The sequence below is a fragment of the Amorphus coralli DSM 19760 genome (genome assembly GCF_000374525.1).
Lineage (GTDB): Bacteria > Pseudomonadota > Alphaproteobacteria > Rhizobiales > Amorphaceae > Amorphus > Amorphus coralli.
The window spans coordinates 198,567-221,084 of the sequence record NZ_KB894570.1 but is presented as its reverse complement, the minus strand read 5'-3'; the positions used below and the strand labels follow the sequence as shown (position 1 = coordinate 221,084).

Sequence of the window (22,518 nt, the reverse complement as noted above, 5' to 3'; positions counted from 1 at the left end):
TCCGAACACTCACCGGGAGGAAACGATGAGCATTTCGAAGACCGGAACGTCCCGCCGGACGATCCTCAAGGGTGGCGCCATCCTCGGCGGTACCGCGCTGGCTGCGCCTCACCTCTTCATTCGCCGCGCCTATGCCGCGGACTACCTGAACGCCCCGACCGGCTCGACCGTCACGTTCGGCTTCAACGTGCCGCAGACCGGCCCGTATGCCGACGAAGGCGCGGACGAGCTGCGCGCCTACCAGCTCGCTGTCGAACACCTCAACGGTGAAGGCGACGGCGGCATGCTGAACACGATGAAGCCGACCGCCCTCAAGGGGAACGGCGTCCTCGGCAAGAAGGTCGAGTTCGTCACCGGCGACACGCAGACCAAGTCCGACGCCGCCCGCGCGTCCGCCAAGCGGATGATCGAGAAGGACGGTGCCGTGATGATCACCGGCGGCTCGTCGTCGGGCGTGGCCGTGGCGGTGCAGTCGCTCTGCCAGGAGATGGGCGTCATCTTCATGGCCGGCCTGACCCACTCCAACGACACCACCGGCAAGGACAAGCGGGCGAACGGCTTCCGCCACTTCTTCGACGCCTACATGTCGGCCGCCGCGCTGGCCCCGGTGCTGAAGAGCGAGTACGGCACCGACCGCAAGGCCTACCACCTCACCGCCGATTACACCTGGGGCTGGACCCAGGAGGAGTCGATCAAGGCCGCCACCGAGAACATGGGCTGGGAGACGGTCGCCACCGTCCGCACGCCGCTCGGCGCGGGCGACTTCTCGCAGTACATCACCCCGGTTCTCAACTCCGGCGCCGACGTCCTGATCCTGAACCACTACGGCAAGGACATGGTGAACTCGCTGACCCAGGCGGTTCAGTTCGGCCTGCGCGACAAGCAGGTGAACGGCAAGCAGTTCGAGATGGTCGTGCCGCTCTACTCCGAGCTCATGGCGCAGGGCGCCGGCGAGAACGTGAAGGGCATCCTCGGCTCCGCCAACTGGGACTGGAAGCTGCAGAACGCCGGCACCCAGGCCTTCGTGAAGTCGTTCGGTCAGAAGTACGGCCAGCCGCCGTCGCAGGCCGCCCAGACCTGCTACGTGCAGGCCCTCCTCTATGCCGACGCTGCCGAGCGCGCCGGCTCCTTCGCGCCGTGCGCGATCGTTGACGCCTTCCAGGGCAGCGACTCGCTCGACGGCATCGACTCCGCCTCCAACAAGGGCTTCGTCTTCGACGGCATGGGCAACGGCCAGACCCTCTACCGGGCTGCCGATCACCAGTGCTTCAAGCCGGTCCTGGTGGTGCGCGGAAAGGAAAGCCCGAAGGACAAGTACGACCTGCTCGAGGTCGTCGACGAGGTGCCGGCGAAGGACGTCTGGTACGAGCCGGACAACCCGATGTTCGCCGGCGGCGAACTCGGCGAGTGCAACAACGGCGTCTGAGCCGACGGTAGATTGACAACAGACGGCCGGTCCCAGCGACCGGCCGTCGCCCGCGGTTTCGTCCGCGGCCTGGGAGAAGACCGTCTCAATGGATCAGATCCTTCTGCAGATCCTCAACGGCCTCGACAAGGGCGGGGCCTACGCGCTGATCGCCCTCGGGCTGACCCTCATTTTCGGCACGCTCGGCGTCGTGAACTTCGCTCACGGCGCTCTGTTCATGCTGGGCGCGTTCTGTGCGGTCGCCGTCTACCAGTTCCTGAACCTGGAACAGGTGACGCTCGATCCGGACAACCTGACCCCGTGGGGCACCCCCATGGAGATCCGCGTCCCCTATATCGAGAGCTGGTTCGGTGAAACCGGCGCGGCGATCCTGAATTTCGCGGTTCCGCTGTCGATCCTGGTGGCCATCCCGGTGATGCTGGTGATCGGCATCACCATGGAGCGCGGCCTCATCAAGCATTTCTACCGGCGCCCGCACGCCGAGCAGATCCTGGTGACCTTCGGCCTCGCCATCGTCATCCAGGAAATCATCAAGGTCTGGTTCGGCGCCAATCCGATCCCGATCCCGGCGCCGGCGCTCTTCTCCGGATCCGCCGACATCGGCGCGGCGTTCGGCTTTGCCGAGAACGCCATCTCCTACCCGTGGTGGCGTCTGGTCTACCTGGCCTTCTCCCTCGCGGTCATCGGCGCGGTGTTCGCCTTCCTGCAGTTCACCACCTTCGGAATGGTTGTGCGCGCGGGCATGGCCGACCGGGAAACGGTGGGCCTGCTGGGCATCAATATCGGCAAGCGCTTCACCATCATGTTCGGCATCGCCGCGGTCGTCGCGGGTCTGGCCGGCGTGATGTACACGCCGATCCTGCCGCCCGACTACCACATGGGCATGGACTTCCTTGTCCTGTCGTTCGTCGTGGTCGTGGTGGGCGGAATGGGCTCGCTGGGCGGAGCCGTGGCCGCCGGGTTCCTGCTCGGCATCCTGCAGTCGTTCGCGTCGATGACGGAGGTCAAGTCGATCTTCCCGGGCATCGACCAGATCATCATTTATCTCGTGGCCGTCGTGATCCTCCTGGTCCGGCCGCGCGGTCTGATGGGCCGCAAGGGCGTGATGGAGGGCTGACGCGATGATGAACTTTCTCGACAAGGACAATTTGCAGAGTGACATCGTCCTGATCGTGATCTTCACGATCGCGATCCTGACGATGCCGATCTGGCTGCAGCCCTTCGGGGCCGCCTATCCCGACCTGATGCAGAAGTTCGCGATCTTCGGCATCTTCGCCACCGGCTTCAACATCCTGTTCGGGCTCACCGGCTACCTCTCGTTCGGCCACGCCGCGTTCCTCGGCGTGGGCTCCTACACCGCGGTGTGGAGCTTCAAGCTGCTCGGCATGAACCCGCTGCCGGCGCTGGTCCTGGCGGTCATCGCCGCCGGCATCTTCGCCCTGGCCATCGGGTATCTGTCGCTCAGGCGAACAGGCATCTACTTCTCGATCCTGACGCTCGCCTTCGCCCAGATGTCCTACAATCTCGCCTACTCGGTGCTCACCCCGATCACCAACGGCGAGACCGGCCTGCGCGTGCTGCGCTCCGATCCGCGCATCTTCGACGGAAACGGCAGCGAGACCGGCCCGCTGGTGGCCAACCTGTTCGGCATCGAGATGACCGGGCTGTCAGGCTTCTATTTCTGCGCGGTCGTGCTGATCCTGGTCTCGTGGTTCGCGATCATGATCTTCCGCTCGCCCTTCGGCCTCATGCTGAAGGCGGTGAAGACCAACCAGAACCGGATGGGCTACACCGGCCTGAACACCCGGCCCTACGCGCTGGCGGCGTTCATCATCTCCGGCATGTATGCCGGTCTGGCGGGCGCCCTGATGTGCATCACCGACCCGCTGGCGGGCGCGGAGCGCATGCAGTGGACGGCGTCGGGCGAGGTCGTGCTGATGACCATCCTGGGCGGTGCCGGCACCCTGATGGGGCCGATGCTGGGCGCGGGGCTGATCAAGTACTTCGAGAACATCTTCTCCTCGTTCAACGAAAGCACGCTGGAAAGCGTGTTCCACTTCCTGCCGGAAGGGATGCGCGAGGCGGCGATTTCCGTTGCCGGGCTGTTCGTCGGCGAAGGCTGGCACCTGACGCTGGGCCTGATGTTCATGATCGTGGTGATCTTCCTGCCCGGCGGCATCATCGAGGGCCTGAGACGCCTGGCCAAGGCCGTGTTCGGGCGCAAGCGGGCGGACGACACGCCGCAGCGCGGCGGCGACACCGCGCCGACCGGTCACTAGAGCCGTGCTTGCGGCCCGGGCAGCCTCGAAGGCCCGGGCCGACGGCCCCTTCGAACACGGGAGGCGTCCGAAGACAGCGCCCAGCCGGCGCCGGATGCATCCAGGGAGAGCTGCGAGATGAGTCTTCTCGAAGTCAACGACGTCAACAAGGCCTTCGGCGGCCTCAAGGCGCTCAACCACATCAACCTGTCCGTCAAGGAGGGCAGCGTCCACGCCATCATCGGGCCGAACGGGGCCGGCAAGTCGACGCTGCTCAACTGCCTGATCGGACGGCTGATCCCCGATTCCGGAACGGTGACCTTCGGCGGCCGCTCGCTGATCGGCGTGCGCCCCTACGAGATCAACCAGATCGGCGTCAGCCGCGTGTTCCAGACGCCGGAAATCTTCGGCGAGCTGTCGCTGATCGACAACGTGATGATCCCGTCCCTGGCGCACCGGGACGGCACGTTCAAGCTGAACCCGTGGCACCGGATGGACGGCGAGGCGGAGATCCGCGATCACGCCATGTCCAACCTCGCCGACGTGGGGCTGGCGGAGAAGTCGGAAATCATCGCCGACAGCCTGTCGCGCGGCGACAAGCGGCGCCTGGAGCTGGCCATGTGCCTCTCCCAGGATCCGAAGCTGCTGCTTCTCGACGAGCCCACCGCCGGCATGGCGCGCCACGACACCAACCGCACCATCGATCTTCTCAAGGAGATCAGCGAGCGGCGCGGCCAGACCATGGTCGTCATCGAGCACGACATGCACGTGGTCTTCTCGCTGGCCCACTACGTGACGGTCATGGCCCAGGGCGGGGTGATCGTCGAGGACCGGCCCGAAAACATCAAAGGCAACCCGAAGGTGCAGGAAGCCTATCTCGGAGGAGCGCACCTGTGAGCACGACCGATACCGCCACCCTGCCCGCCGATACCACCGCGGAGGGAGAGCGCTTCCTCAAGGTGGACGACATCCACGCCTATTACGGCGAGAGCTACATCGTACAGGGCGTCTCGTTCGAGCTCAGGAAGGGCGAGATCCTCGCGCTCCTGGGGCGCAACGGCGCCGGCAAGACCTCGACGCTGCGCTCGCTCGCCCGGGTCGGCACGCCAGACCTGAAGAAGGGCGAGATCTGGCTCGCCGACCTGCCCGTGCACAAGCTCAAGGCCCACGAGGCGGCGCGCAAGGGCATTGCGCTGGTGCCGGAGGATCGGCGCATCATCCAGGGCCTGACGGTGGAGGAGAATCTCGACCTCGCCCAGATCGCGCCCCCTATCGGCTGGTCGAAGGAGCGCATTTTCGAGCTGTTCCCAAGGCTCGGCGAACGCCGCCGCCAGGAGGGCGTGACCCTGTCGGGCGGCGAGCAGCAGATGCTGGCGGTTGCCCGGGCGCTCGCCCGTGACGTGGAACTGTTCCTGCTGGACGAGCCCTACGAGGGCCTCGCGCCGGTCATCGTGCAGGAGATCGAGCGCACGCTGGAGCAGATCAAGGCGATCGGGCTGACGACGATCATCGTGGAGCAGAACGCCATCGCGGCGCTGCACCTCGCCGACCGGGCGCTGATCCTCGACATGGGCCAGGTCGTGTTCGACGGCACGGCGCGCGAGGTGCTCGACAACGCGGAACTGCGCGAGCAGTACCTGGCCGTCTAAAGCGAGCGCAGGAAAAGGGTTCTTGCGGTATTCCGCCCGCGCTCTTCGTGGACCCGGAATAGGACGTGGTCCGGCCTGGGGCCCTGGATCCCCGCCTGCGCGGGGATGAGCGGAGATTGGGGGCTCCTTCCGAGCCAGCTTCCGCTTTACCGGACCACTCCCACCAGCGCGCGACCGCGCGCCGCCCGAGCAATCGCAGGAAAAGTGCTCTTGCGGTTTTCCGCCCGCGATTGCGTCTCAAGAAGCCAGGGCGCCCACCCGGAGCCGGTGCGCGTCAGCGCACTCGGCGCGAGGGGGTTAGGGACAGGCTGCGGCCTGGGGCCCTGGATCCCCGCCTGCGCGGGGATGAGCGGAGATTGGGGGCTCCTTCCGAGCCTACTTCCGCTTTACCGGACCACTCCCACCAGCGCGCGACCGCGCGCCGCCCGAGCAATCGCAGGAAAAGTGCTCTTGCGGTTTTCCGCCCGCGATTGCGTCTCAAGAAGCCATGGCGCCCACCCGGTGCCGGTGCGCAAAGCGCACTCGGCGCGAGGGATAAAAAGACTCTTCACACCGCGCTTCCGGACGGAAAACCGGTGCCCACTTTTCCTGGAAGCGCTCTCTCCCAGCGCGCTTCCTAACGGAAAACCGGTGCCCACTTTTCCTGGAAGCGCTTTAGCGCCGTGGCTTGCAGCTGTACTGGATGATCGGGCCGGTGATGAAGCCGCTGGTCTTTTCCTTCCAGCGCTCGCAGCCCGGCTGGCTGTCGAAGCAGCCGACGAACGACACCGGGATGATGAAATCGGTGACGTCGTCCTCGACGCTGCCGGACACGCGGCCGATCCAGGGCGCGTCGGGATGCGCCCGGCAGGACGGCGTCGCCTTCTGGATCTGGGTGATCTCGTACTGGGTGTTGGCCGACGCCCCCGGCGCGCCGGCGACGAGGAAGCCCAGTGCGGCGGCCGCGCCGGCCGCGATCTTCAGCGTTGTCATTGCCAGACCCTTTCTTTCTTCCACAACCGGCCACCGGCGGCCCGTTTCTCGGTCACCTGCCGGATGTCGCCGACCTGTCCGTCTCGGAACTCAACGCGCCCGCCGTGTGCGACCCAAACCGATGACGTAGGCCGGCCAGCGGCCGCAGCAAGAGCCTTTGGCCAAGATAGCCCATCAGCACCGCGCCTGCCGTGGAGGCGATGATGGCGACGATCTTCACCGTGACAGGCGCGGCCGTCGCGTGGTTCGGATCGACGCCGAACCACAGGAACACCGCGCGCGCCGGCAGGAAGTGCCACAGATACATGCCGTAGGAGATGCGGCCGAGGAAGCGCAGCACCCCGATCTCCAGCACCCTGACGGCGAAGGTGCCCAGCGCGCTGGTGTAGAGACAGGCCACGCCGATGAAGAGCGCAACGCCCTGGAGGCTGAAGCGGAGCACGTTGCGGAAGGCCTCGTCGCGGTAGAGAAGGGTCAGTAGCATCAGCCCTAGCGCGGCGATCAGGGCACCGCTGGAACCGAACCGGCTGAGCAGACCTAGGCTCGCGGGATGGCGCATGGCCAGCGCAAGCAGGCAGCCGTATATGATGGAATCGATGCGCGCATCCGACGCGAAGTGCGCATAGGCGGGATCGTGAAACACGAAGACCGCCACCGCGCGCACCGCGACCGCCGCAACGCAGATGGCGACAAGAACCGCCACGAAAGCGCGCAGTCGCCTGAACAGGACCGCGAAGAGCAGCGGAAAGCCGAGATAGAAGTGTTCCTCGACGGCGAGCGACCAGAGATGGCCGAGCACGAACGGGTTTTGCGGATCCCCCGCCTCGCCCGAGAACAGCGAGAAATAGTTCATCACGTAGAGGAAGGAGGCGAGAAAGCGCCCGATCTCTACGTGGAAGAAGACGGCCGAGGCGATCAGGCAAACGAGGACATAGGCGTAAAGCTCCGGCGTCAGCCGCAGATAGCGGCGGACATAGAACTTGCCGATGGCGTTGCCGCCGTGCCGAACCGCCTCGCTGATCAGCAGGTTGGTGATGAGAAAGCCGCTGATGAAGAAGAAGATGGTGACGCCGAGCCCGCCGGGAACGATGTGCTCGAAGCCGCCATGGCCGACGATAACCAGCATGACCGACAGGGCGCGAAGGCCGTCCAGGCCGGGGATGTAGTCCGGCAGGCCGACCGCTCCGCGCACGCGCCGACGATAGATCGCGCCGTCGCACGAAAACGCGGGCCCATGCCCCGCCCTGCCCTTGCTGCCGACCCCGCCACGGTCCGGCTCAGATCCCGCGCCCAATGGTCATGCCCCCCAAGCATTCGTCGACGCTCAAAGCCCGTTCGGGTTTTCGCACACCGAATTCTTCTTCGCCAACGGTGAACTGGGAAACCAAAAGCGCAGCGACTTGGCAACCTCTGGTAAATGGTTCACTAGATCTCACTTTTCTCAAGATGAGCATCGGCTTGCGGATCGATAAAATTTGTCGCATGTGCAGGAACGGGATGCGACCTTTTGCGATCTGACGCGTTCACCGAGTGTATCCCACATCCAAACGCCAGCGATGGCGAGGGTTCGCAGTCCTCGGGGCCGGTGCCGGATACGCCTGCCCCTACGCTGCTGACCGCTGTAGTCACACTCCAGGACCGCGCGTGCTCGACCTATTCGTCCATCTTCTGCAGAACACGGGAATGCTGGCGCTCGCCGCCATTGCCTACGGCGTGTTCGTCGCGCGCATAGGCGGGGCCGCGGGCGATCTGCTGCTCGGCGTTCTCTTCGGTTGTGGCGCCGTCCTTTCCATGATGGCCCCGGTGGAATTGATGCCGGGGATCTTCGTGGACTCGCGCGCCACGATGGTGATCCTGTCAAGCTTCTTCGGGGGGCCGCTGGCGGCGCTCCTTTCCGCCGCAATCACCATCGCCTACCGCATTTACATGGGCGGCCAGGGCGTCCTGGCCGGCAGCCTCGCCCTGTTCATCGCCATGGCCATTGGGCTTGCCGGCCACTACCTGTTCCACGCCGACGCCTACAAGGTGCGCAAACGCCACATCTTCCTGCTTGCGGCGGTTTCCCCACTGACAATGCTGAGCCTCCTCGTGCTCCCAAGCGAGCTGGCCCTGCAGATCCTTGCCACATCCGCGCTTCCCGTGGTGGCGGTGCGGATCATCGGTGTGGTCTTTCTCGGCCTGGTCATGGTCGGCGAACAGAACCGCAGTCGCGCCGAAGCCCGGATCAGGCGCATGGCCTATGTCGACGAGCTCAGCGGGCTGGCCAACCGGCGCGCCTTCTCCGGATACCTGAACCGGGAGTGGAAACGCTGGGAACGCTACGGCGAAGCCTTTTCCGTGGTGGTTCTCGACATCGATCGGTTCAAGGTGATCAACGACACCTTCGGCCACCCCACGGGGGACCAGGTGATCCGACGGCTCGGCGAGCTCATGATCGAGGAATCGCGCGGGGCCGATGTCGTCGCCCGGATGGGTGGCGAAGAGTTCGGCATGCTCTTGCCCTACACATCAAGCGCCAGTGCCTACATCGTGGCCGAACGCATCCGCGCGCGGGTTGAGCGCGAAGAGATCGTCGTGGACGGCGAACGGATCCATTTCACCGTCAGCCTCGGCGTCAGCGCCGACGTCGAGAACTACGCCAACATCTCGAAGTGTCTGTCCGGAGCCGACCGCGCGCTCTACGAGGCCAAGCGGCTGGGTCGTAACGGCGTCATCATCGACACGGCCCTCGGGGAAGCCGGCGAAAACGAGATCAAGCCGGGGATCCGCGGACTGGTGGTGGACAACAGCCGCGCCCGCATCGGCTGAGACCCTGCGGCTTGCGCCGCGTAGCCGTCCGCGTCTTTGATATCGGCCTTGCCGAATCCCCCCGCGCGGAGACCTTCATGACGACAGCAGCCCCCCGTTTCGGTTTCGCCGGTCTCGGCGTGATGGGCGTTCCGATGTCGCGCCACCTTCTGGCTGCCGGCACGCTCACGGTCTGGAACCGGACGGCAAGCCGCTGCGACCCGCTTGTCGCGGAGGGGGCGCAACGGGCCGCGAGCCCCGCTGAGGTGCTGGATGCGGCCGACATCGTCGGCATCTGCGTTCTGGACGGCAAGGCGGTGCGCGAGATCGCGCTCGGCGAGAACGGCTTCGCCTCCGCCTCCGACAAGGCCGGCAAGGTGATCGTCGACTTCTCGACCATCGCGCCGGACGAGGCCCGGGAGATAGCCGCAGAACTGGCGAAGCACGGGATCGGCTGGGTCGACGCACCGGTGTCCGGCGGCGTGCCCGCGGCCGAGAAGGCAAGCCTCATCGTGCTGGCCGGCGGCACAGAGGAGCATGTCGAGAAGGCCCGGCCCCTGATCGACAAGGTTTCTGCCCGAATGACGCACCTCGGTCCCAGCGGCGCGGGACAGATGGCCAAACTGTGCAACCAGATGATCGTCGCCAACTCAATGATGGTGATTGCGGAAACCATCGCGTTCGGCCGCCGCGCCGGCGTCGACGTCACCCACCTGGCTGACGCGCTGAAGGGCGGCTTTGCAGACTCCCTGCCCTTCCAGATCTTCGGCCCGCGCATGGCCAGTCACACCTACGAGCCGAAGCTCGGCGGCATCGGCGTGATGCTGAAGGACCTGGTGATGGCGGAGAAGGCCGCCCAGGACGCGGGTGCACCGACGCCCACTTCGAGCCACACGATCGCGCTCTACCGCAGCGTGGCCGAGCGCGCCGGCATGAGCCTCGACGACGACATCTCCTCCCTCGTCGAGCTGTTCGACGAAGGCCGGGGGGAATGAGCTTTACCTGTTACGAGGATTTCCGGTCGCGGGCCCGCAGGCGGATCCCGCGGCTCGCCTTCGACTATCTGGACGGCGGCTCCGGCGACGAAGTCGCCGCACGGGAATCCGTGGACGCCATCGACCGGGTGCGGTTCATGCCCCGCGCACTGGTCAACGTCGACCGCATTGACGTCACGAAGGAACTATTCGGCCGCCGTTACGCGGTACCATTCGGCATCGCCCCGGTCGGTCTCGGCGGGCTGATCTGGCCGGGCGCCGACCGGATGCTGTGGGAAGCCGCGATCAAGGGCGACATGCCCTACGTGATGTCCACCGCTGCGACCACGCCGCTGGAACAGGCGGTCGAAGGCACCGGCGGCAAGGCCTGGTTCCAGCTCTACGTGGCAAAGGACGAGGCCGTGGCCGACGACCTCGTCGACCGGGCGAATGCCCTCGGTGTCGAGGTGCTCTTCGTGACCGTGGATGTGCCGGTCCCGGGCCGCCGGCTGCGCGACATCCGAAACGGGCTGGCCCTGCCCCTGCGCCCCTCGCCGCGGCTTGCCGTTGACCTGGCGACCCATCCGGCCTGGTGCCTGGCGCTGGCACGGAGCGGCTCACCGCGGCTCGCCAACATCGAGCGTTATGCTGATCCCGGGGCCACGGCCGGTCAGCTCGCCGCCTTCATGGCGACCCAGAGCTCGGGCCGTCTGGACTGGGACGTGCTTCGTCATATCCGCGACCGCTGGCCGCGCAAGCTTGTCGTGAAGGGGATCGTGTCGCCGGACGACGCCGTGCGAGCGCGCGACGCCGGCGCAGACGGGCTGGTCGTCTCCACCCATGGCGGCCGGCAGCTTGCCAGCACGATCGCGTCCATCGACGCCCTACCCAGCGTGCGCGCGGCAGTCGGTGCGGACTTCCCGGTGCTGCTCGACAGTGGAGTCCGCAACGGCGAGCACGTGGCCAAGGCGCTAGCGCTGGGCGCGGACTTCGTGCTGATGGGCCGGCTGCCGATGATGGCGATCGCTGCCGGCGGCGGCGAAGCGCTGGAAACAGCCTTCGCCATCGTGAAGGACGACCTGGCGCGGGCCCTTGCCCTGCTCGGCGTCCCGAAGGCGGAGGACCTCGGCCAATCGGCGATCGCTACGGCGCTCCGTTAAGCCTGCCACAGCCTTCCGTGTTTCCGTCCCGGCCGAAAAGGCCTTAACACTCTCGCCGGAGATCCGGGCCAATCGCCCGGCCCGCTATTGCAAGAACGACCAAGGACAATCCCGATGAAGCTCGAGACCAACCGTTTCAAGGCGGCCATCACCTCCGACCAGCCGCAGGTCGGCATCTGGAGCTCGCTGTGCTCCAACCTCGCCGCCGAGGTGATCTCGACGACCGGCTACGACTGGGTGCTCATCGATATGGAGCACTCGCCTAACGACCTTTCGAGCGTGCTGTCGCAGTTGCAGGCCTATACCGGCAGCGGCACCACCCCGGTGGTGCGCCCGCCCTGGAACGAGCCGGTCATGGTCAAGCGCCTGCTCGATCTCGGCTGTTTTTCGCTGCTCTTCCCGATGGTGCAGACGCCGGAGGAGGCCGAGGCCGCGGTTCGCGCCTGCCGCTATCCGCCGCACGGCGTGCGCGGCGTGTCCCTCACCCATCGCGGCAACCGCTATGGCCTCGCAACCGACTACCTGGAGCGTTTCGACGACGAACTCGCGATCCTGGTGCAGATCGAGACCATGTCGGCGCTGGACCGGGTGGAGGAGATCGCCGCCGTCGAAGGCGTGACGGGCGTGTTCTTCGGCCCCGCCGACCTCTCCGCCGACATGGGCCTGATCGGCCAGCTTGGCCATCCTGACGTGACGGCGGCGATCGAGCGTGGCTGCAAGGCGGTGCGCGCCGCCGGCAAGCCAGCCGGCATTCTGGTCAGCGACGTGGCCCAGTCGGCTCACTGGCTGAAGACCGGAATGCGCTTCGTGGCCTGCGGCACCGATCTCGGCCTGCTGGCCAAGGGCGGCCGGGCACTGGGCGCCGAGGTGCGCAAGACCGCCGGCCTGGCCGACTGACCGGACGCGCACACCCGCCCGGACGGGACTGGCGCCGGGCGGGTGTGCGTTGCACTATCGTCACCTGCTCCCACTAGATGTCGAGCATGGATCACCCCCTCCGGAGCGAGAACCCCGTCATGGCAGACACCGCCGCAGCGGCGCGCACCTCTGGAGAACGCATCCATTTCCAGATCTTCGAGGGACGGGCCGCGCCCGTCGACCCGGTGCCCACCGCCGTGGTCTGCCCCTATGACGACGTGTCCCTGAGCGGCGCGCTGCAGGCGGCCGACAAGGAGCTGATCGTCCCGCTGCTGGTGGGCCACCGCGAAACCATCGAGTTCGCCGCCGGGAAGATCGGCCGCAGCCTGCACGGCATCGAGATCGTCGAGGCCTCCGACGACGCCGAGGCGGCTGGTGCCGCCGTCTCGCTGGTGCATGAGCACCGGGCGCGGTGCCTGATGAAGGGCCACCTGCACACCGACACCTTCCTGCACCCAATCGTGTCGCGCAGCGGAGGCCTGAGGGCCGGTCGGCGGCTCTCCCACGTCTTCGTCATGGACCTGCCCTACCACCCGGCACCGCTGCTCATCACCGACGCGGCGATCAACATCGCGCCGGACCTCGCCACCAAGGCCGACATCGTCAAGAACGGCATCGATCTGGCCGTATCCCTGGGGATCGAGCGGCCGAAGGTGGCAATCCTGTCGGCCGTGGAGACCGTCAACGAGGCGATCCCGTCAAGCGTCGACGCCGCGATTCTTGCCAAGATGTCGGACCGCGGCCAGATCAAGGGCGGCATCGTCGACGGCCCGTTCGCCATGGACAACGCCATCGACGCCCAGGCGGCGAAGACAAAGGACCTGCACTCGCCGGTGGCCGGTCAGGCGGAAGTGCTGGTGGTGCCGTCCATCGAGGCCGGCAACATCCTGTTCAAGGGGCTGACCTTCCTCGGTGGAGCGGAATCGGCGGGTCTGGTCATGGGCGCCAGCGTGCCGATCATGCTCACCAGCCGGGCCGACGACGACCGGGCGCGGGTCGCCTCGGCCTCGCTCGCCCTCCTCTACGACCATTGGTGCAAGACCCACGGGCCGCTTGGCGACTGAGGGGCAGCCAGCGCGCGACCGCGCGCCGGCCGGAGGCCGCGCCCGTGCAGCCGGTGAGCGCGAGCGAATTTGGCGTAAACGAACGCTCTTAGCCGAGCTCAGAACGTCCCGTCATAGGCGCGCCGGTCGATGCGGGCGGCAAGCACCGTAAAGGTGTCCCGGCCGAGGGCGGCGTCGAGCTCGACGGCGAGCGTCTCGGCATCGTCGATCCAGACGCCGTGGCCGCCGAGCGCCCTGGCCACTGCCGGGAAATCAGTGGCGCCGAATTCCACCCCGACCGACGGGCGCTGCTGGCCGCGCTGCTTCAGCTCGATCAGGGCAAGACTCTCGTCGACCAGCACCACGATGACCAGACCGAGGCCGAGATCGCGGATGGTGGCAAGCTCGCCCAGCGCCATCTCCAGGCCGGCGTCCCCGACGAAGGCAACCACTGGCGCATTCGGGTGCTGCAGCTTGTAGCCGGCGGCGATGGGCACCGCGCAGCCCATGGTGCAGAGCGCGGTGGACTGCAGCACGGTGCGCGGATGGTGGGTGGTCCACATCTGGCTGAACAGGATGCGGTGGGCACCGGAATCGGCGGTGGCGACCGCCTCCTTCGGCAGACCGGCGCGCACGGTGGCGAACACCTGGGCCGGACCCCACGCCTCACCCGCCGTGAACTGCTCGCGCAGGGCGCTGCGCACCGAGGCAGGTTCCCCGTCGGGCCACGTCTCGCGGGCGGGAACGTCGCGGGCCAGCGCTTCCAGCGTCGGCCCGACCGCGCCGCGCAGCAGGACGGAGGTGGCGTGCATGCCGTGGTAGCGGGCGGCGGGCGCGATCTCGACCACGTGCTTGCCGGCCGGCCAGGGTTCGCGCCAGCCGATGCGCATCTCGATCGGGTCGTAGCCGAGGAGCAGCACGAGGTCGGCCGCGTCGACCAGGGGTTTGAGGAGCGCATCGGCCTTCGGCGACAGGCCCGCACCGCCGAGCGCCAGCGGATGGTCCTCGTCGATCAGCCCCTTGCCCTTGTAGGTGGTGACGAGCGGCACACCGTGCGCCTCGCAGAAGGCGCGGATCGCCTCGCCGGCGGCGTCGTTGACCGCATCGACGCCGGCGATGGCCAGCGGCTGGTGGCTGCCCGCCAGCCAGCCGCGGGCGGTGTCGAGATCGGCGCCGGGCGCCGGCACCGACGGCGCGGGATGGGCCGGAACCGGCCCCGCCGTCTCGTCGGTATCGCCTTCCGCGACGCCGATGGGCACGTCGATGTGAATGGGACCGGGCTGACCGTCCCAGAGCGCCGTCAGCGCCTTGTCGAGCATCCGGTCGAGGCTTCCCCGGGTCGCCCGGAAGCTCGCCTTGACGATGGGGGCGAGCAGCGCCTGATGATCGAAGACCTGGTGGGTGTAGGTCTCCGCATCGGCGGCATCGACGCAGCCAGTGAGCACGATCAGAGGCACCCGGTCCTGATGGGCGTTGGCGATGGCGTTGACGGCGTTTGCGAGGCCCGGACCGAGCGTCGCGACGAGGATGCCGGGGGCGCCGGTGGCGTGCCAGCCGCCTTCCGCGAAGAAGCCGGCGGCGGTCTCGTGCTTGGTGAGGACGAAGCGGACGCCGGCCCGATCGAGGGCGTCGACGATGGCGAGCACCTCGCCGCCGGGAATGCCGTAAGCCATGCGGGCACCGGCCGCCGCCAGCTTCGCCGCGATGAGTTCCGCGCCGGTCGTGCTCATGCCTCGCCTCCCACAATACCGGCTTCCACGAGCCGGGCGAAGTCCTCTTCCGACAGGCCCAGCTCGTCGCGCAGCACCTCGCGGGTGTGCTCGCCCACCTGCGGTGGCGCATGGCGATAGGAAACCGGCGTGTCGCTCATCTTGATGGGATTGCCGATCAGGTCGACGGTGCCGGTCCCGGAGGCGGAATGCGGCATGGTGATGCGGGCACCGCGATGGACGGCCTGCGGATCGGAAAACACTTGGTCGAGGGTGTGGATCGGCCCGCACGGCACGCCGGCCTGCTCCAGATCGGCGATCCAGTCGGCGGCGGGGCGCTTGCGCGTGTAGGCGTTGAGAAGCGGGATCAGCTCTGCCCGGTTGGCGATCCGGTCCTGGTTGGTGGCAAAGCGCGGATCGTCGGCGAGCTCCTCGTGATCGGCGATCCGGCACAGCTTGCGGAACTGGCCGTCGTTGCCGCAGGCGATGATGAAATCGCCGTCGGATGCCTCGAAGGTCTCATAGGGGACGATGGTGGGATGGGCGTTGCCGAGCCGGCCGGGCACCTCCCCTGTCGTCAGGTAGGACAGGCCCTGATTGGCGAGCCAGGCGATCTGGGAATCGAACAGCGCCATGTCGATGTGCTGGCCGCGACCGGTCTTCTCACGCACGTGAATGGCGGAGAGGATGCCGGATACGGCGTACATGCCGCACATCAGGTCGGCGATGCCGACGCCGACCTTCACCGGCCGGCCGCCCTCCTCCTCGGGGAAGCCGGTCAGGCTCATAATGCCGCCCATGCCCTGGATCATGAAGTCGTAGCCGGCGAAGGCGGAATACGGCCCGGTCTGGCCGAAGCCGGTGATCGAGCAGTAGACGAGGCGCGGGTTGATCGCGGCGAGAGAAGTGTAGTCGAGCCGGTAGCGGGCCAGGTGGCCGGCCTTAAAGTTCTCCAGCACGATATCGGCGTCGGCGACCAGCTTGTGGATGATCTCCTGGCCTTCGGGCGACGCCAGATCCACGGCGACCGAGCGCTTGTTGCGGTTGGCGCAAAGGAAATAGGCGCTTTCGCGGGTGTCGTTTCCGTCGGCGTCCTTGACGAAGGGGGGGCCCCAGCCGCGGGTGTCGTCGCCTTTTCCGGGCCGCTCGATCTTGACCACATCGGCACCGAGATCGCCCAGTAGCTGAGCGGCGGACGGCCCGGCCAGGATGCGCGTCAGATCGACGACCTTGAGATCGGCCAGCGGGCCGACGGTGGCGAAGATGGAAGGGTCGGCGGCGGCCGGACCGGTCGATGTCATGAACGTTCCCCGAAATGGCGAGTGTCATCCGCCATCGCACAGCCGCCGCGACCGCACAAGCAGACGCGACGCTCAGCCGGCCTGTCCGTCCCGTCCGAGATGCCGCATCAGCCGGCGGTAACCGTCGACGACCCACTCCGGCTTGATCATGTGGCCGCCGGCATGGGTGCACAGCTCAATCAACGTGCCGCCGCACCCGACCCAGCGCTCGCAGGCGAGATCGCCGAGTTCGGCCGGCTCCGGCGTGGCCTCGCAGCCGGCACGACCGGTCCAGCTGGCAAGGCTGTCACCCACGTCGGACTGGCGATAGATCTGGCGGATCGGCCGACCTTCCATCGGAACGACAGTGTCGCTGGTGCCGTGCACGTGGACGAGGTTCGGCGCGGGCGACGGGCAGTCGGTGGGAATCGGATCCCAGTACGCACCGGCCACCGGAACGAAGCCGGCGAAGCGGTCGCCGAGCGAGCACGCCGCGAACCAAGCCATCGAGCCACCCATGGAGAAGCCGGTTCCCACGAGCGTGTCGGTTTCGATCGGGTAGCGGGCCTCGGCATCGTCGAGGACTGTATCCAGGAAGGCGATCTCGTCGCGGTGCTTGGCCGGCGAGCCCGGATAGGACCAGGTCTTTTCCATGCCGTCGGGCACGATCAGGAGCACGCCGAGTTCGTCCGCGGCACCGGTGAGGCCGGCGTTTGCCATGACGCCGTCGGCACTGCCCTGCCAACCGTGAAAGTAGACGACGCCGCGAAGCGGTGTCTTGCCGTCCCATCCGGAGGGAAGATGGACACGGTAGGCACCGCCCTCCACTTCACAAAGAGCGTCGACGCCGCATGGCGGATCGGCGGCCATCGCCCCGCCCGTCATGGCGAGCATGGCAAGGGCGGTACCGGCGGCGAGACGACCGGCCACAAATCTGGTGGCTGCGTGCATCTGGCCTCTCCCTAGCCGTTGACGGCTTCGGGCAGCGCCGGCAGCGGCGCATCTCCGGCGGCCGGTTCCGGGTGCGGAGCCAGGGCCGGAAGGCGCAGCGGTGCGAGCTCCTGCGGTCGGTCGGTTTCCTCCGGGATCCGCCAGAGGCCAAGGCGCACGGCAGCCCGTCCGAGCGCGCCGCTTGACGTGACGACGGCCAGCGGGACCGCCATCACCAGTCCGGCAAGCACCGGCAAGGCGGCGTAGAGCGCCGTGGAGGACACGGAGACGAAGCCGACCACACCGGCCAGCCCGAGCAGCGTCTGCGGCCAGAAGCGGCGCACCGCCTCGCCCAGGCTCACGGTGTGGCCGCTGCGGCGCTGCGAGCTCCAGCCGATCTTGGCGCCGAACGGCAGGCCGGCGAGAAAAACGGTGTGCGCGAACGCCGCGACCGGGGCGAGCAGCATGAAGAACAGCACCTCACCGACAATGCTGGCGGAAAAGCGCACCACGCCGCCGAAGGACCGGCGTGGCGCACTTCGCGATACGACATCCAGAACCGTGGCGGCCTTCGGGGCAAAAATCATGGTGAGGATGGTGACGAACAGGACCAGGCCCGTGTCCGGCCGGAAGATCGTCTCCGGCTGGCTGGCAAGCGTCGCGCGCAGTGCGGTGACCGTCATGAAGCCGATCCAGGCGAACGAGCCCAGGAACATCAGCATGGCAAGAACAAGCTGCACGCGGCTGAGAAATTTCAGCCCCGGCATGCCGATCAGCGGGCCGTACTGCATGTTGCCCTGGCACCAGCGCAGATCGCGCCGGACGAACTCGGTGAGCGTCGGAGGATTTTCCTCGTAACTCTCGAACTCTTCCGGGATGACGCGAACCTCGTAGCCGGCCCGGCGCATCAGCGCCGCCTCGACCTGATCGTGGCTGAGGATCCAGCCGCCCAGCGGCGGCTTGCCGGACAGCGTGGGCAAATGGCAGTCGGCCATGAAGGGCGCCAGCCGGATGATGGCGTTGTGCCCCCAGTACGGACCGCAATCGGCCTGCCACCAGGCGGCACCGATGGTGTGCGACCGCATGCCGAGGCGCATGCCGAACTGGAAGAGGCGGGCGAAGAAGCTTTCCGTCGGCAGACCGACGACAAGGCTCTGCAGGATGCCGATCCTGGGATTGGCCTGCATGACGCGAACGAGCCGGCTCATGGAAGCCGCCGACATGTAGCTGTCGGCGTCGAGCACGATGGCGAAGGGATAGTTCTCGCCCCAGCGTTCGCAGAAATCGCGAATGTTTCCGGCCTTGTAAGCCGGATTGTCGTCGCGGCGGCGGTAGGTGACGGAGATGCGACCGGCGTGGCGTTCCGCCACCGAAGCGATGGCCCGCTCTTCGGCAGCCACCATGTCGATCCAGCTTGTGTCGGAGAGCACGAAGACATCGAAGCGATCGGCCACGCCGCGATCTGACAGGCCAGCGATCATGGCCTCCAGGTTGCGCACGACCGGCGCGATTTCCTCGTTGCGGATGCACAGGAGAAGCGCCGTCTTTTCCGTGATCGGCATCTCCGGATCGTCCGTCGCCGCCGCCGGGCACGTAAGGCGGAGCGGATCCTTCGCGAAGCGCATCAGCGCCAGCCCGATGGTCGCGTTCCAGAAGCCGACGGCCGTGTAGGGCAGCGTGATCGCGAAGAAGACGATCATGACGATGTCCACCGGGCCGATCCCGCCGGGGCTGAGCGTGATCACCATCAAGGACAGCAGCGCCGCAACCGTGAGGGTCACTGCCGCACCCATGAACCAGCGGCGCAGCCTGATCGGACGGTGAACGCGCGTCTGGTCGCGCTGGTCGGTCGCCGGCAAAACAGTCATCGAGGCTCCCCGGGAAGGTCCGCAGACATGCGGAAGAACTCTGAACGACGCACGCAAGCTATGCGGGTCAGGCAGGATTTCATCATCAAGATTGCGGGGAAATGACGTCGAACGCGTGTCAGGAAGAATCAACTTCCTGCGATCCTGACATTCCACGGCCTCCCGCAACCCGTTGACCAGGCATCGAAAGGAGATACGAGGCAAACGCGGGAACGGACCATCCCTTTCGATCTTCCCCTACATGCTCTAGGTGATGCCACCGACGCCCCTCTCTCCTCCTTTGCACGACGGAACGCATGACGATCGCAAGTGCCGAGACCGCCGACGCCCTCTGGTACGTTGAGCCTGGCCGGGTCGAAATCCGCACGGAAGACCTGGGCGCACTGGAGCCCGGAGCCGTGCGCGTGCGCACCCTCACCAGCGGCATCAGCCGGGGAACGGAACGCCTGGTGCTGAACGGCGACGTGCCGGAGAGCGAGCACGAGCGCATGCGCGCTCCTTTCCAGGCCGGCGACTTCCCGCATCCCGTGAAATACGGATATGCCAGCGTCGGCCGTGTCGAGGCCGGGGCGGATCATCTCGTCGGCGCCACCGTCTTTTCTCTGCATCCGCACCAGACCGTCTTCGATGTGCCTGCCGACATGGTCGCGTCGGTGCCGGCGGACGTGCCTCCGGAGCGCGCGGTCCTGGGCGCCAACATGGAAACGGCGCTCAACGCGATCTGGGACTCCGGCCTCAGCGCCGGTGACCGGGTGACCGTGGTTGGCGGCGGTGTGCTGGGACTCCTGGTCGCCCGGCTCGCGGCCCTCATGCCGGGCACCGACGTGACGGTCGTCGATGCCGATCCCGAACGCTACGCAATGGCCGAGCGCTTCGGCGCCGGCTTCGCGCTGCCCGGCGATGCGGAAGGCGAACGCGACCTCGTCTTCCACACCAGCGCCTCCGGCACCGGGTTCGACACGGCGGTCTCGCTATGTGCCATGGAGGCGCGGCTTGTGGAGCTGTCTTGGTATGGCACGCGGCCGGTGCTCGCCTCGCTCGGCGGCGCCTTTCACAGCCGCAGGCTGACCGTTCAGTCGAGCCAGGTCGGCAGCCTTCCGGCCAACCGGCGGGCCCGGTGGAGCCATGCGCGGCGGCTTGCGAAAGCGCTCGATCTGCTGCGCGACCCGGCCCTGGACGCCCTGATCGACGAACCCGTGCCGTTCGCCGACCTGCCCGCCCGGTTGCCGAACATGCTCGCCCTTGGGGCCGGTTTCCGCTGCCCCGTCATCCACTATCCCGCCGATTGAGGTTCTGACCCATGTTCGCCGTCGAAGTCCGCGACCACGTGATGATCGCCCATTCCTTCAAGGGCGAGATGTTCGGCCCCGCCCAGGCGCTGCATGGCGCCACCTTCGTCATCGACGTCGCCTTTCTCGCGGAAGCGCTCGACGAGAATGGCGTGGTGGTGGACATCGGCCAGGCGCACGAGGCGCTGAAGGAAACGCTGGCTCCGCTCAACTACAAGAACCTCGACGAAGTCCCTGAATTTGCAGGCTTCAACACGACCACCGAGTTTCTCACCAAGCACATCTTCGACCGGATGCAGGCTTCAGTGACAGCCGGCAATCTGGGCCGCCGTCCCGAGGAGATCGCGTCGATCCGGGTGACCATCTCGGAATCGCATGTGGCCCGCGCCTGGTACGAGGCCCCGATCCGCACATGACCCGGATCGCCTTCGCGATACCCGGCGATCTGGCCACCGCCACCGGCGGATATGCCTATGACCGACGGGTGATCGCGGAGCTAAGGGCAACGGGTGACCGCATCGACCTGGTGGCGCTGTGGGATGGTTTTCCGGACCCCGACGCCATCGACCGGCAGGCGGTCCGCGATGCCTTTGCCGCCATCCCCGACGGCACGCCGACCCTAATCGACGGACTCGCGCTGGGCGTGCTGCCGAACGAGGCCGAAGCGCTTGCCGTTCGTCTGCCGCTGTTTGCCCTCGTGCATCACCCTCTGGCGCTGGAATCGGGGCTTGCGACCGAGGTGCAAAGCCGGCTCATGACCAGCGAGCGCGCCGCACTGGCGGCGGTTCGCCACGTGGTCGTGACGAGCCGGATGACGGCACGCACGCTGGTGGAGGCGTTCGACGTGGCCGGTGACCGCATCACCGTTGCCGAGCCGGGCGTCGACCGGCCGGACACGGTAACACGCGCCCCATCGGCCGGTCCGGTTCGGCTGCTGTCCGTCGGGGCGCTGGTGCCTCGCAAGGGGTATGACGTGCTGTTGACCGCCCTTGCCGGCCTTGGCGATCTCGACTGGACGCTGCGGATCGTCGGCGATCCCGACCGGTCGCCCGGGACATCTGCGGCCCTCGCTGCGCAGCGCGACGCGCTCGGGCTGACGGATCGCGTGCATTTCGATGGGCGGCTCGACGACACCGACCTGGCCGCGGCCTATCGCGACGCCGATCTCTTCGTGCTCTCATCGCGTTACGAAGGCTACGGCATGGTTGCGGCGGAGGCGCTGGTGCATGGGCTTGCGATGGTCACCACCAATGGCGGGGCGCTGGCCGAGACCGTGCCCCATGCAGCAGCGCTGAAAGTTGCGGCCGACGACGCCGATGCACTTCATGCGGCCCTGCGCCGTGCAATTTCCGATTCCACGCTGCGCGACCGGCTCACCAAAGGCGCCCGCGCGGCCGCGACGGACTTGCCCACATGGCGCGGCTGCGCCATGACGATCCGGGCGGCGATCGAGGACAGGATGCGATGAGTTTTTCGAGCGAGTGGCTGGCGCTGCGCGAGCCTGCCGACCTGGATGCGCGCAACCGCGTGCTTCTCGCCCACGTGGCCGCGATGCTGGTGGGAACGGACGCGCCGACGGTGACCGACCTCGGCGCCGGCACCGGCTCCACCGTTCGCGCGCTGGCGCCCCAGCTGCCGGAGCGGACCGGCTGGCGGCTCGTGGACGCAGATGCGAGCCTGCTGGCACGGGCCTCCTGGGAGTTGCCGGAAGACCGGGTGGAGACGCGGGTTCTGGATCTGGCGGCGGAGCTGGACACGGCACTGGACGGGGCGGTCGACCTGGTCTCCTGCTCCGCCCTGCTCGACCTCGTCTCACTCGACTGGATGACGGGCCTCGCACAGGCTCTGAAGGCACGCGAACTGCCCTTTTACGCCGCGCTCACCTACGACGGACGCGCCGACCTGACCTCGCGGCACCCTCTCGACGCGGCGCTGATCGACGCCGTCAACCAGCACCAGCACACCGACAAGGGCTTCGGTCCGGCGCTTGGTCCCGACGGCGCCGCCGCGGCCATCGAGCAGCTCGAGGCAGTCGGATTCTCGGTGGAAAGCGGCCGCTCGGACTGGGTGCTTGAGCCCGACGAGGCGGCGCTGCAGAAGGCGCTCGTGACCGGGTGGGCCGAGGCCGCTGCGGAGCTGGGCGCGCTGTCGCCAACGGACATCGAGGAGTGGCGCGCCGCCCGCTTTGCCGCCATCGAGGCCGGGACCCTGGAGATCCGGGTCGGCCATGTCGACGTGTTCGCCCGGCCCTGAGC

20 protein-coding genes are annotated in these 22,518 nt (G+C 67.4%); 14 read left to right on the top strand and 6 right to left on the bottom strand.

Annotation, left to right across the window (positions count from 1 at the left end; genetic code table 11):
* The first annotated feature begins 25 nt into the window (after positions 1–25).
* The 5 genes from C507_RS0101040 (at position 26) to C507_RS0101020 (ending at position 5,333) form a co-directional block, all read left to right on the top strand.
* A complete protein-coding gene (locus tag C507_RS0101040; protein WP_018697788.1) occupies positions 26–1,426 on the top strand; it encodes a substrate-binding protein in 1,401 nt (466 codons plus the stop codon).
* An 88-nt stretch (positions 1,427–1,514) separates the two neighbouring features.
* On the top strand, positions 1,515–2,543 hold the full coding sequence (locus tag C507_RS0101035; RefSeq protein WP_018697787.1) for a branched-chain amino acid ABC transporter permease: 1,029 nt from the start codon (positions 1,515–1,517) through the stop codon (positions 2,541–2,543).
* Between the two features lie 4 nt (positions 2,544–2,547).
* A complete protein-coding gene (locus tag C507_RS0101030) occupies positions 2,548–3,705 on the top strand; it encodes a branched-chain amino acid ABC transporter permease (RefSeq protein WP_018697786.1) in 1,158 nt (385 codons plus the stop codon).
* A 117-nt stretch (positions 3,706–3,822) separates the two neighbouring features.
* Positions 3,823–4,581: an ABC transporter ATP-binding protein gene (locus tag C507_RS0101025; protein WP_018697785.1), complete on the top strand. Its 759-nt coding sequence runs from the start codon at positions 3,823–3,825 to the stop codon at positions 4,579–4,581.
* Entirely contained in the window at positions 4,578–5,333 is a 756-nt protein-coding gene (locus C507_RS0101020) for an ABC transporter ATP-binding protein (protein WP_018697784.1), read from the top strand. The genes C507_RS0101025 and C507_RS0101020 overlap by 4 nt, the downstream gene beginning before the upstream one ends.
* 654 nt (positions 5,334–5,987) lie before the next feature.
* Here the strand turns inward: C507_RS0101020 and C507_RS0101015 are convergent.
* Together C507_RS0101015 and C507_RS19970 are read right to left on the bottom strand one after the other, a co-directional pair.
* Positions 5,988–6,305, bottom strand: a complete 318-nt coding sequence (locus C507_RS0101015) for a hypothetical protein (RefSeq protein ID WP_018697783.1) — start codon at positions 6,303–6,305, stop codon at positions 5,988–5,990.
* A gap of 52 nt (positions 6,306–6,357) precedes the next feature.
* Complete coding sequence (locus C507_RS19970; RefSeq protein WP_018697782.1) at positions 6,358–7,497, bottom strand: acyltransferase family protein; 1,140 nt, start codon at positions 7,495–7,497, stop codon at positions 6,358–6,360.
* A 452-nt stretch (positions 7,498–7,949) separates the two neighbouring features.
* Between C507_RS19970 and C507_RS19965 the strand changes: the two genes are divergently transcribed.
* The 5 genes from C507_RS19965 (at position 7,950) to C507_RS0100985 (ending at position 13,208) form a co-directional block, all read left to right on the top strand.
* On the top strand, positions 7,950–9,113 hold the full coding sequence (locus tag C507_RS19965) for a GGDEF domain-containing protein (RefSeq protein WP_018697781.1): 1,164 nt from the start codon (positions 7,950–7,952) through the stop codon (positions 9,111–9,113).
* Positions 9,114–9,190: 77 nt separating this feature from the next.
* Positions 9,191–10,087 carry an NAD(P)-dependent oxidoreductase gene (locus C507_RS0101000; RefSeq protein ID WP_018697780.1) on the top strand — a complete coding sequence of 299 codons (897 nt, stop codon included), beginning with the start codon at positions 9,191–9,193 and terminating at the stop codon, positions 10,085–10,087.
* Positions 10,084–11,226 (top strand): alpha-hydroxy acid oxidase, encoded by a 1,143-nt coding sequence (locus C507_RS0100995; protein WP_018697779.1) that lies wholly within the window; start codon positions 10,084–10,086, stop codon positions 11,224–11,226. The genes C507_RS0101000 and C507_RS0100995 overlap by 4 nt, the downstream gene beginning before the upstream one ends.
* A 114-nt stretch (positions 11,227–11,340) precedes the next feature.
* Positions 11,341–12,123 carry an HpcH/HpaI aldolase family protein gene (locus C507_RS0100990; RefSeq protein WP_018697778.1) on the top strand — a complete coding sequence of 261 codons (783 nt, stop codon included), beginning with the start codon at positions 11,341–11,343 and terminating at the stop codon, positions 12,121–12,123.
* A gap of 119 nt (positions 12,124–12,242) precedes the next feature.
* Positions 12,243–13,208 carry a bifunctional enoyl-CoA hydratase/phosphate acetyltransferase gene (locus C507_RS0100985; RefSeq protein WP_018697777.1) on the top strand — a complete coding sequence of 322 codons (966 nt, stop codon included), beginning with the start codon at positions 12,243–12,245 and terminating at the stop codon, positions 13,206–13,208.
* 98 nt (positions 13,209–13,306) lie between these two features.
* Here C507_RS0100985 and C507_RS0100980 read toward each other — a convergent pair whose 3' ends face one another.
* The 4 genes from C507_RS0100980 to mdoH form a co-directional block, all read right to left on the bottom strand.
* A complete protein-coding gene (locus C507_RS0100980) occupies positions 13,307–14,917 on the bottom strand; it encodes a thiamine pyrophosphate-binding protein (protein ID WP_018697776.1) in 1,611 nt (536 codons plus the stop codon).
* Positions 14,914–16,197: a CaiB/BaiF CoA transferase family protein gene (locus C507_RS0100975; RefSeq protein ID WP_018697775.1), complete on the bottom strand. Its 1,284-nt coding sequence runs from the start codon at positions 16,195–16,197 to the stop codon at positions 14,914–14,916. Before C507_RS0100975 ends, C507_RS0100980 begins: the two co-directional genes overlap by 4 nt.
* Before the next feature lie 72 nt (positions 16,198–16,269).
* On the bottom strand, positions 16,270–17,127 hold the full coding sequence (locus C507_RS19960) for a CE1 family esterase (RefSeq protein WP_018697774.1): 858 nt from the start codon (positions 17,125–17,127) through the stop codon (positions 16,270–16,272).
* Positions 17,128–17,138: 11 nt separating this feature from the next.
* Positions 17,139–18,974, bottom strand: coding sequence for a glucans biosynthesis glucosyltransferase MdoH (gene mdoH / locus C507_RS0100965; protein ID WP_040400423.1), 1,836 nt, complete (start codon positions 18,972–18,974; stop codon positions 17,139–17,141).
* Between the two features lie 296 nt (positions 18,975–19,270).
* On the opposite strand from mdoH, the gene C507_RS0100960 reads away from it, so the two are divergent.
* From C507_RS0100960 to C507_RS0100945, 4 genes are read left to right on the top strand one after another with little or no spacing between them, the layout of a single operon-like run.
* Complete coding sequence (locus C507_RS0100960; protein ID WP_018697772.1) at positions 19,271–20,263, top strand: zinc-dependent alcohol dehydrogenase; 993 nt, start codon at positions 19,271–19,273, stop codon at positions 20,261–20,263.
* Positions 20,264–20,274: 11 nt separating this feature from the next.
* Entirely contained in the window at positions 20,275–20,679 is a 405-nt protein-coding gene (locus C507_RS0100955) for a 6-pyruvoyl trahydropterin synthase family protein (protein ID WP_018697771.1), read from the top strand.
* Positions 20,676–21,731 carry a glycosyltransferase family 4 protein gene (locus tag C507_RS0100950; protein ID WP_018697770.1) on the top strand — a complete coding sequence of 352 codons (1,056 nt, stop codon included), beginning with the start codon at positions 20,676–20,678 and terminating at the stop codon, positions 21,729–21,731. The genes C507_RS0100955 and C507_RS0100950 overlap by 4 nt, the downstream gene beginning before the upstream one ends.
* The gene (locus C507_RS0100945; RefSeq protein WP_026318732.1) at positions 21,728–22,516 is read left to right on the top strand and encodes a class I SAM-dependent methyltransferase; all 789 of its coding nucleotides are present in this window, start codon (positions 21,728–21,730) and stop codon (positions 22,514–22,516) included. The genes C507_RS0100950 and C507_RS0100945 overlap by 4 nt, the downstream gene beginning before the upstream one ends.
* The last annotated feature ends 2 nt before the right edge of the window (positions 22,517–22,518 follow it).

Bases quoted from the DNA above. Each gene is read 5' to 3' on its own strand.
- C507_RS0101040 (WP_018697788.1), top strand. From the start codon at position 26: ATGAGCATTTCGAAGACCGGAACGTCCCGCCGGACGATCCTCAAGGGT.
- C507_RS0101035 (WP_018697787.1), top strand. From the start codon at position 1,515: ATGGATCAGATCCTTCTGCAGATCCTCAACGGCCTCGACAAGGGCGGG.
- C507_RS0101030 (WP_018697786.1), top strand. From the start codon at position 2,548: ATGATGAACTTTCTCGACAAGGACAATTTGCAGAGTGACATCGTCCTG.
- C507_RS0101025 (WP_018697785.1), top strand. From the start codon at position 3,823: ATGAGTCTTCTCGAAGTCAACGACGTCAACAAGGCCTTCGGCGGCCTC.
- C507_RS0101015 (WP_018697783.1), bottom strand. From the start codon at position 6,305: ATGACAACGCTGAAGATCGCGGCCGGCGCGGCCGCCGCACTGGGCTTC.
- C507_RS0101000 (WP_018697780.1), top strand. From the start codon at position 9,191: ATGACGACAGCAGCCCCCCGTTTCGGTTTCGCCGGTCTCGGCGTGATG.
- C507_RS0100995 (WP_018697779.1), top strand. From the start codon at position 10,084: ATGAGCTTTACCTGTTACGAGGATTTCCGGTCGCGGGCCCGCAGGCGG.
- C507_RS0100990 (WP_018697778.1), top strand. From the start codon at position 11,341: ATGAAGCTCGAGACCAACCGTTTCAAGGCGGCCATCACCTCCGACCAG.
- C507_RS0100985 (WP_018697777.1), top strand. From the start codon at position 12,243: ATGGCAGACACCGCCGCAGCGGCGCGCACCTCTGGAGAACGCATCCAT.
- C507_RS0100980 (WP_018697776.1), bottom strand. From the start codon at position 14,917: ATGAGCACGACCGGCGCGGAACTCATCGCGGCGAAGCTGGCGGCGGCC.
- C507_RS0100975 (WP_018697775.1), bottom strand. From the start codon at position 16,197: ATGACATCGACCGGTCCGGCCGCCGCCGACCCTTCCATCTTCGCCACC.
- C507_RS19960 (WP_018697774.1), bottom strand. From the start codon at position 17,127: ATGCACGCAGCCACCAGATTTGTGGCCGGTCGTCTCGCCGCCGGTACC.
- mdoH (WP_040400423.1), bottom strand. From the start codon at position 18,974: ATGACTGTTTTGCCGGCGACCGACCAGCGCGACCAGACGCGCGTTCAC.
- C507_RS0100960 (WP_018697772.1), top strand. From the start codon at position 19,271: ATGACGATCGCAAGTGCCGAGACCGCCGACGCCCTCTGGTACGTTGAG.
- C507_RS0100955 (WP_018697771.1), top strand. From the start codon at position 20,275: ATGTTCGCCGTCGAAGTCCGCGACCACGTGATGATCGCCCATTCCTTC.
- C507_RS0100950 (WP_018697770.1), top strand. From the start codon at position 20,676: ATGACCCGGATCGCCTTCGCGATACCCGGCGATCTGGCCACCGCCACC.
- C507_RS0100945 (WP_026318732.1), top strand. From the start codon at position 21,728: ATGAGTTTTTCGAGCGAGTGGCTGGCGCTGCGCGAGCCTGCCGACCTG.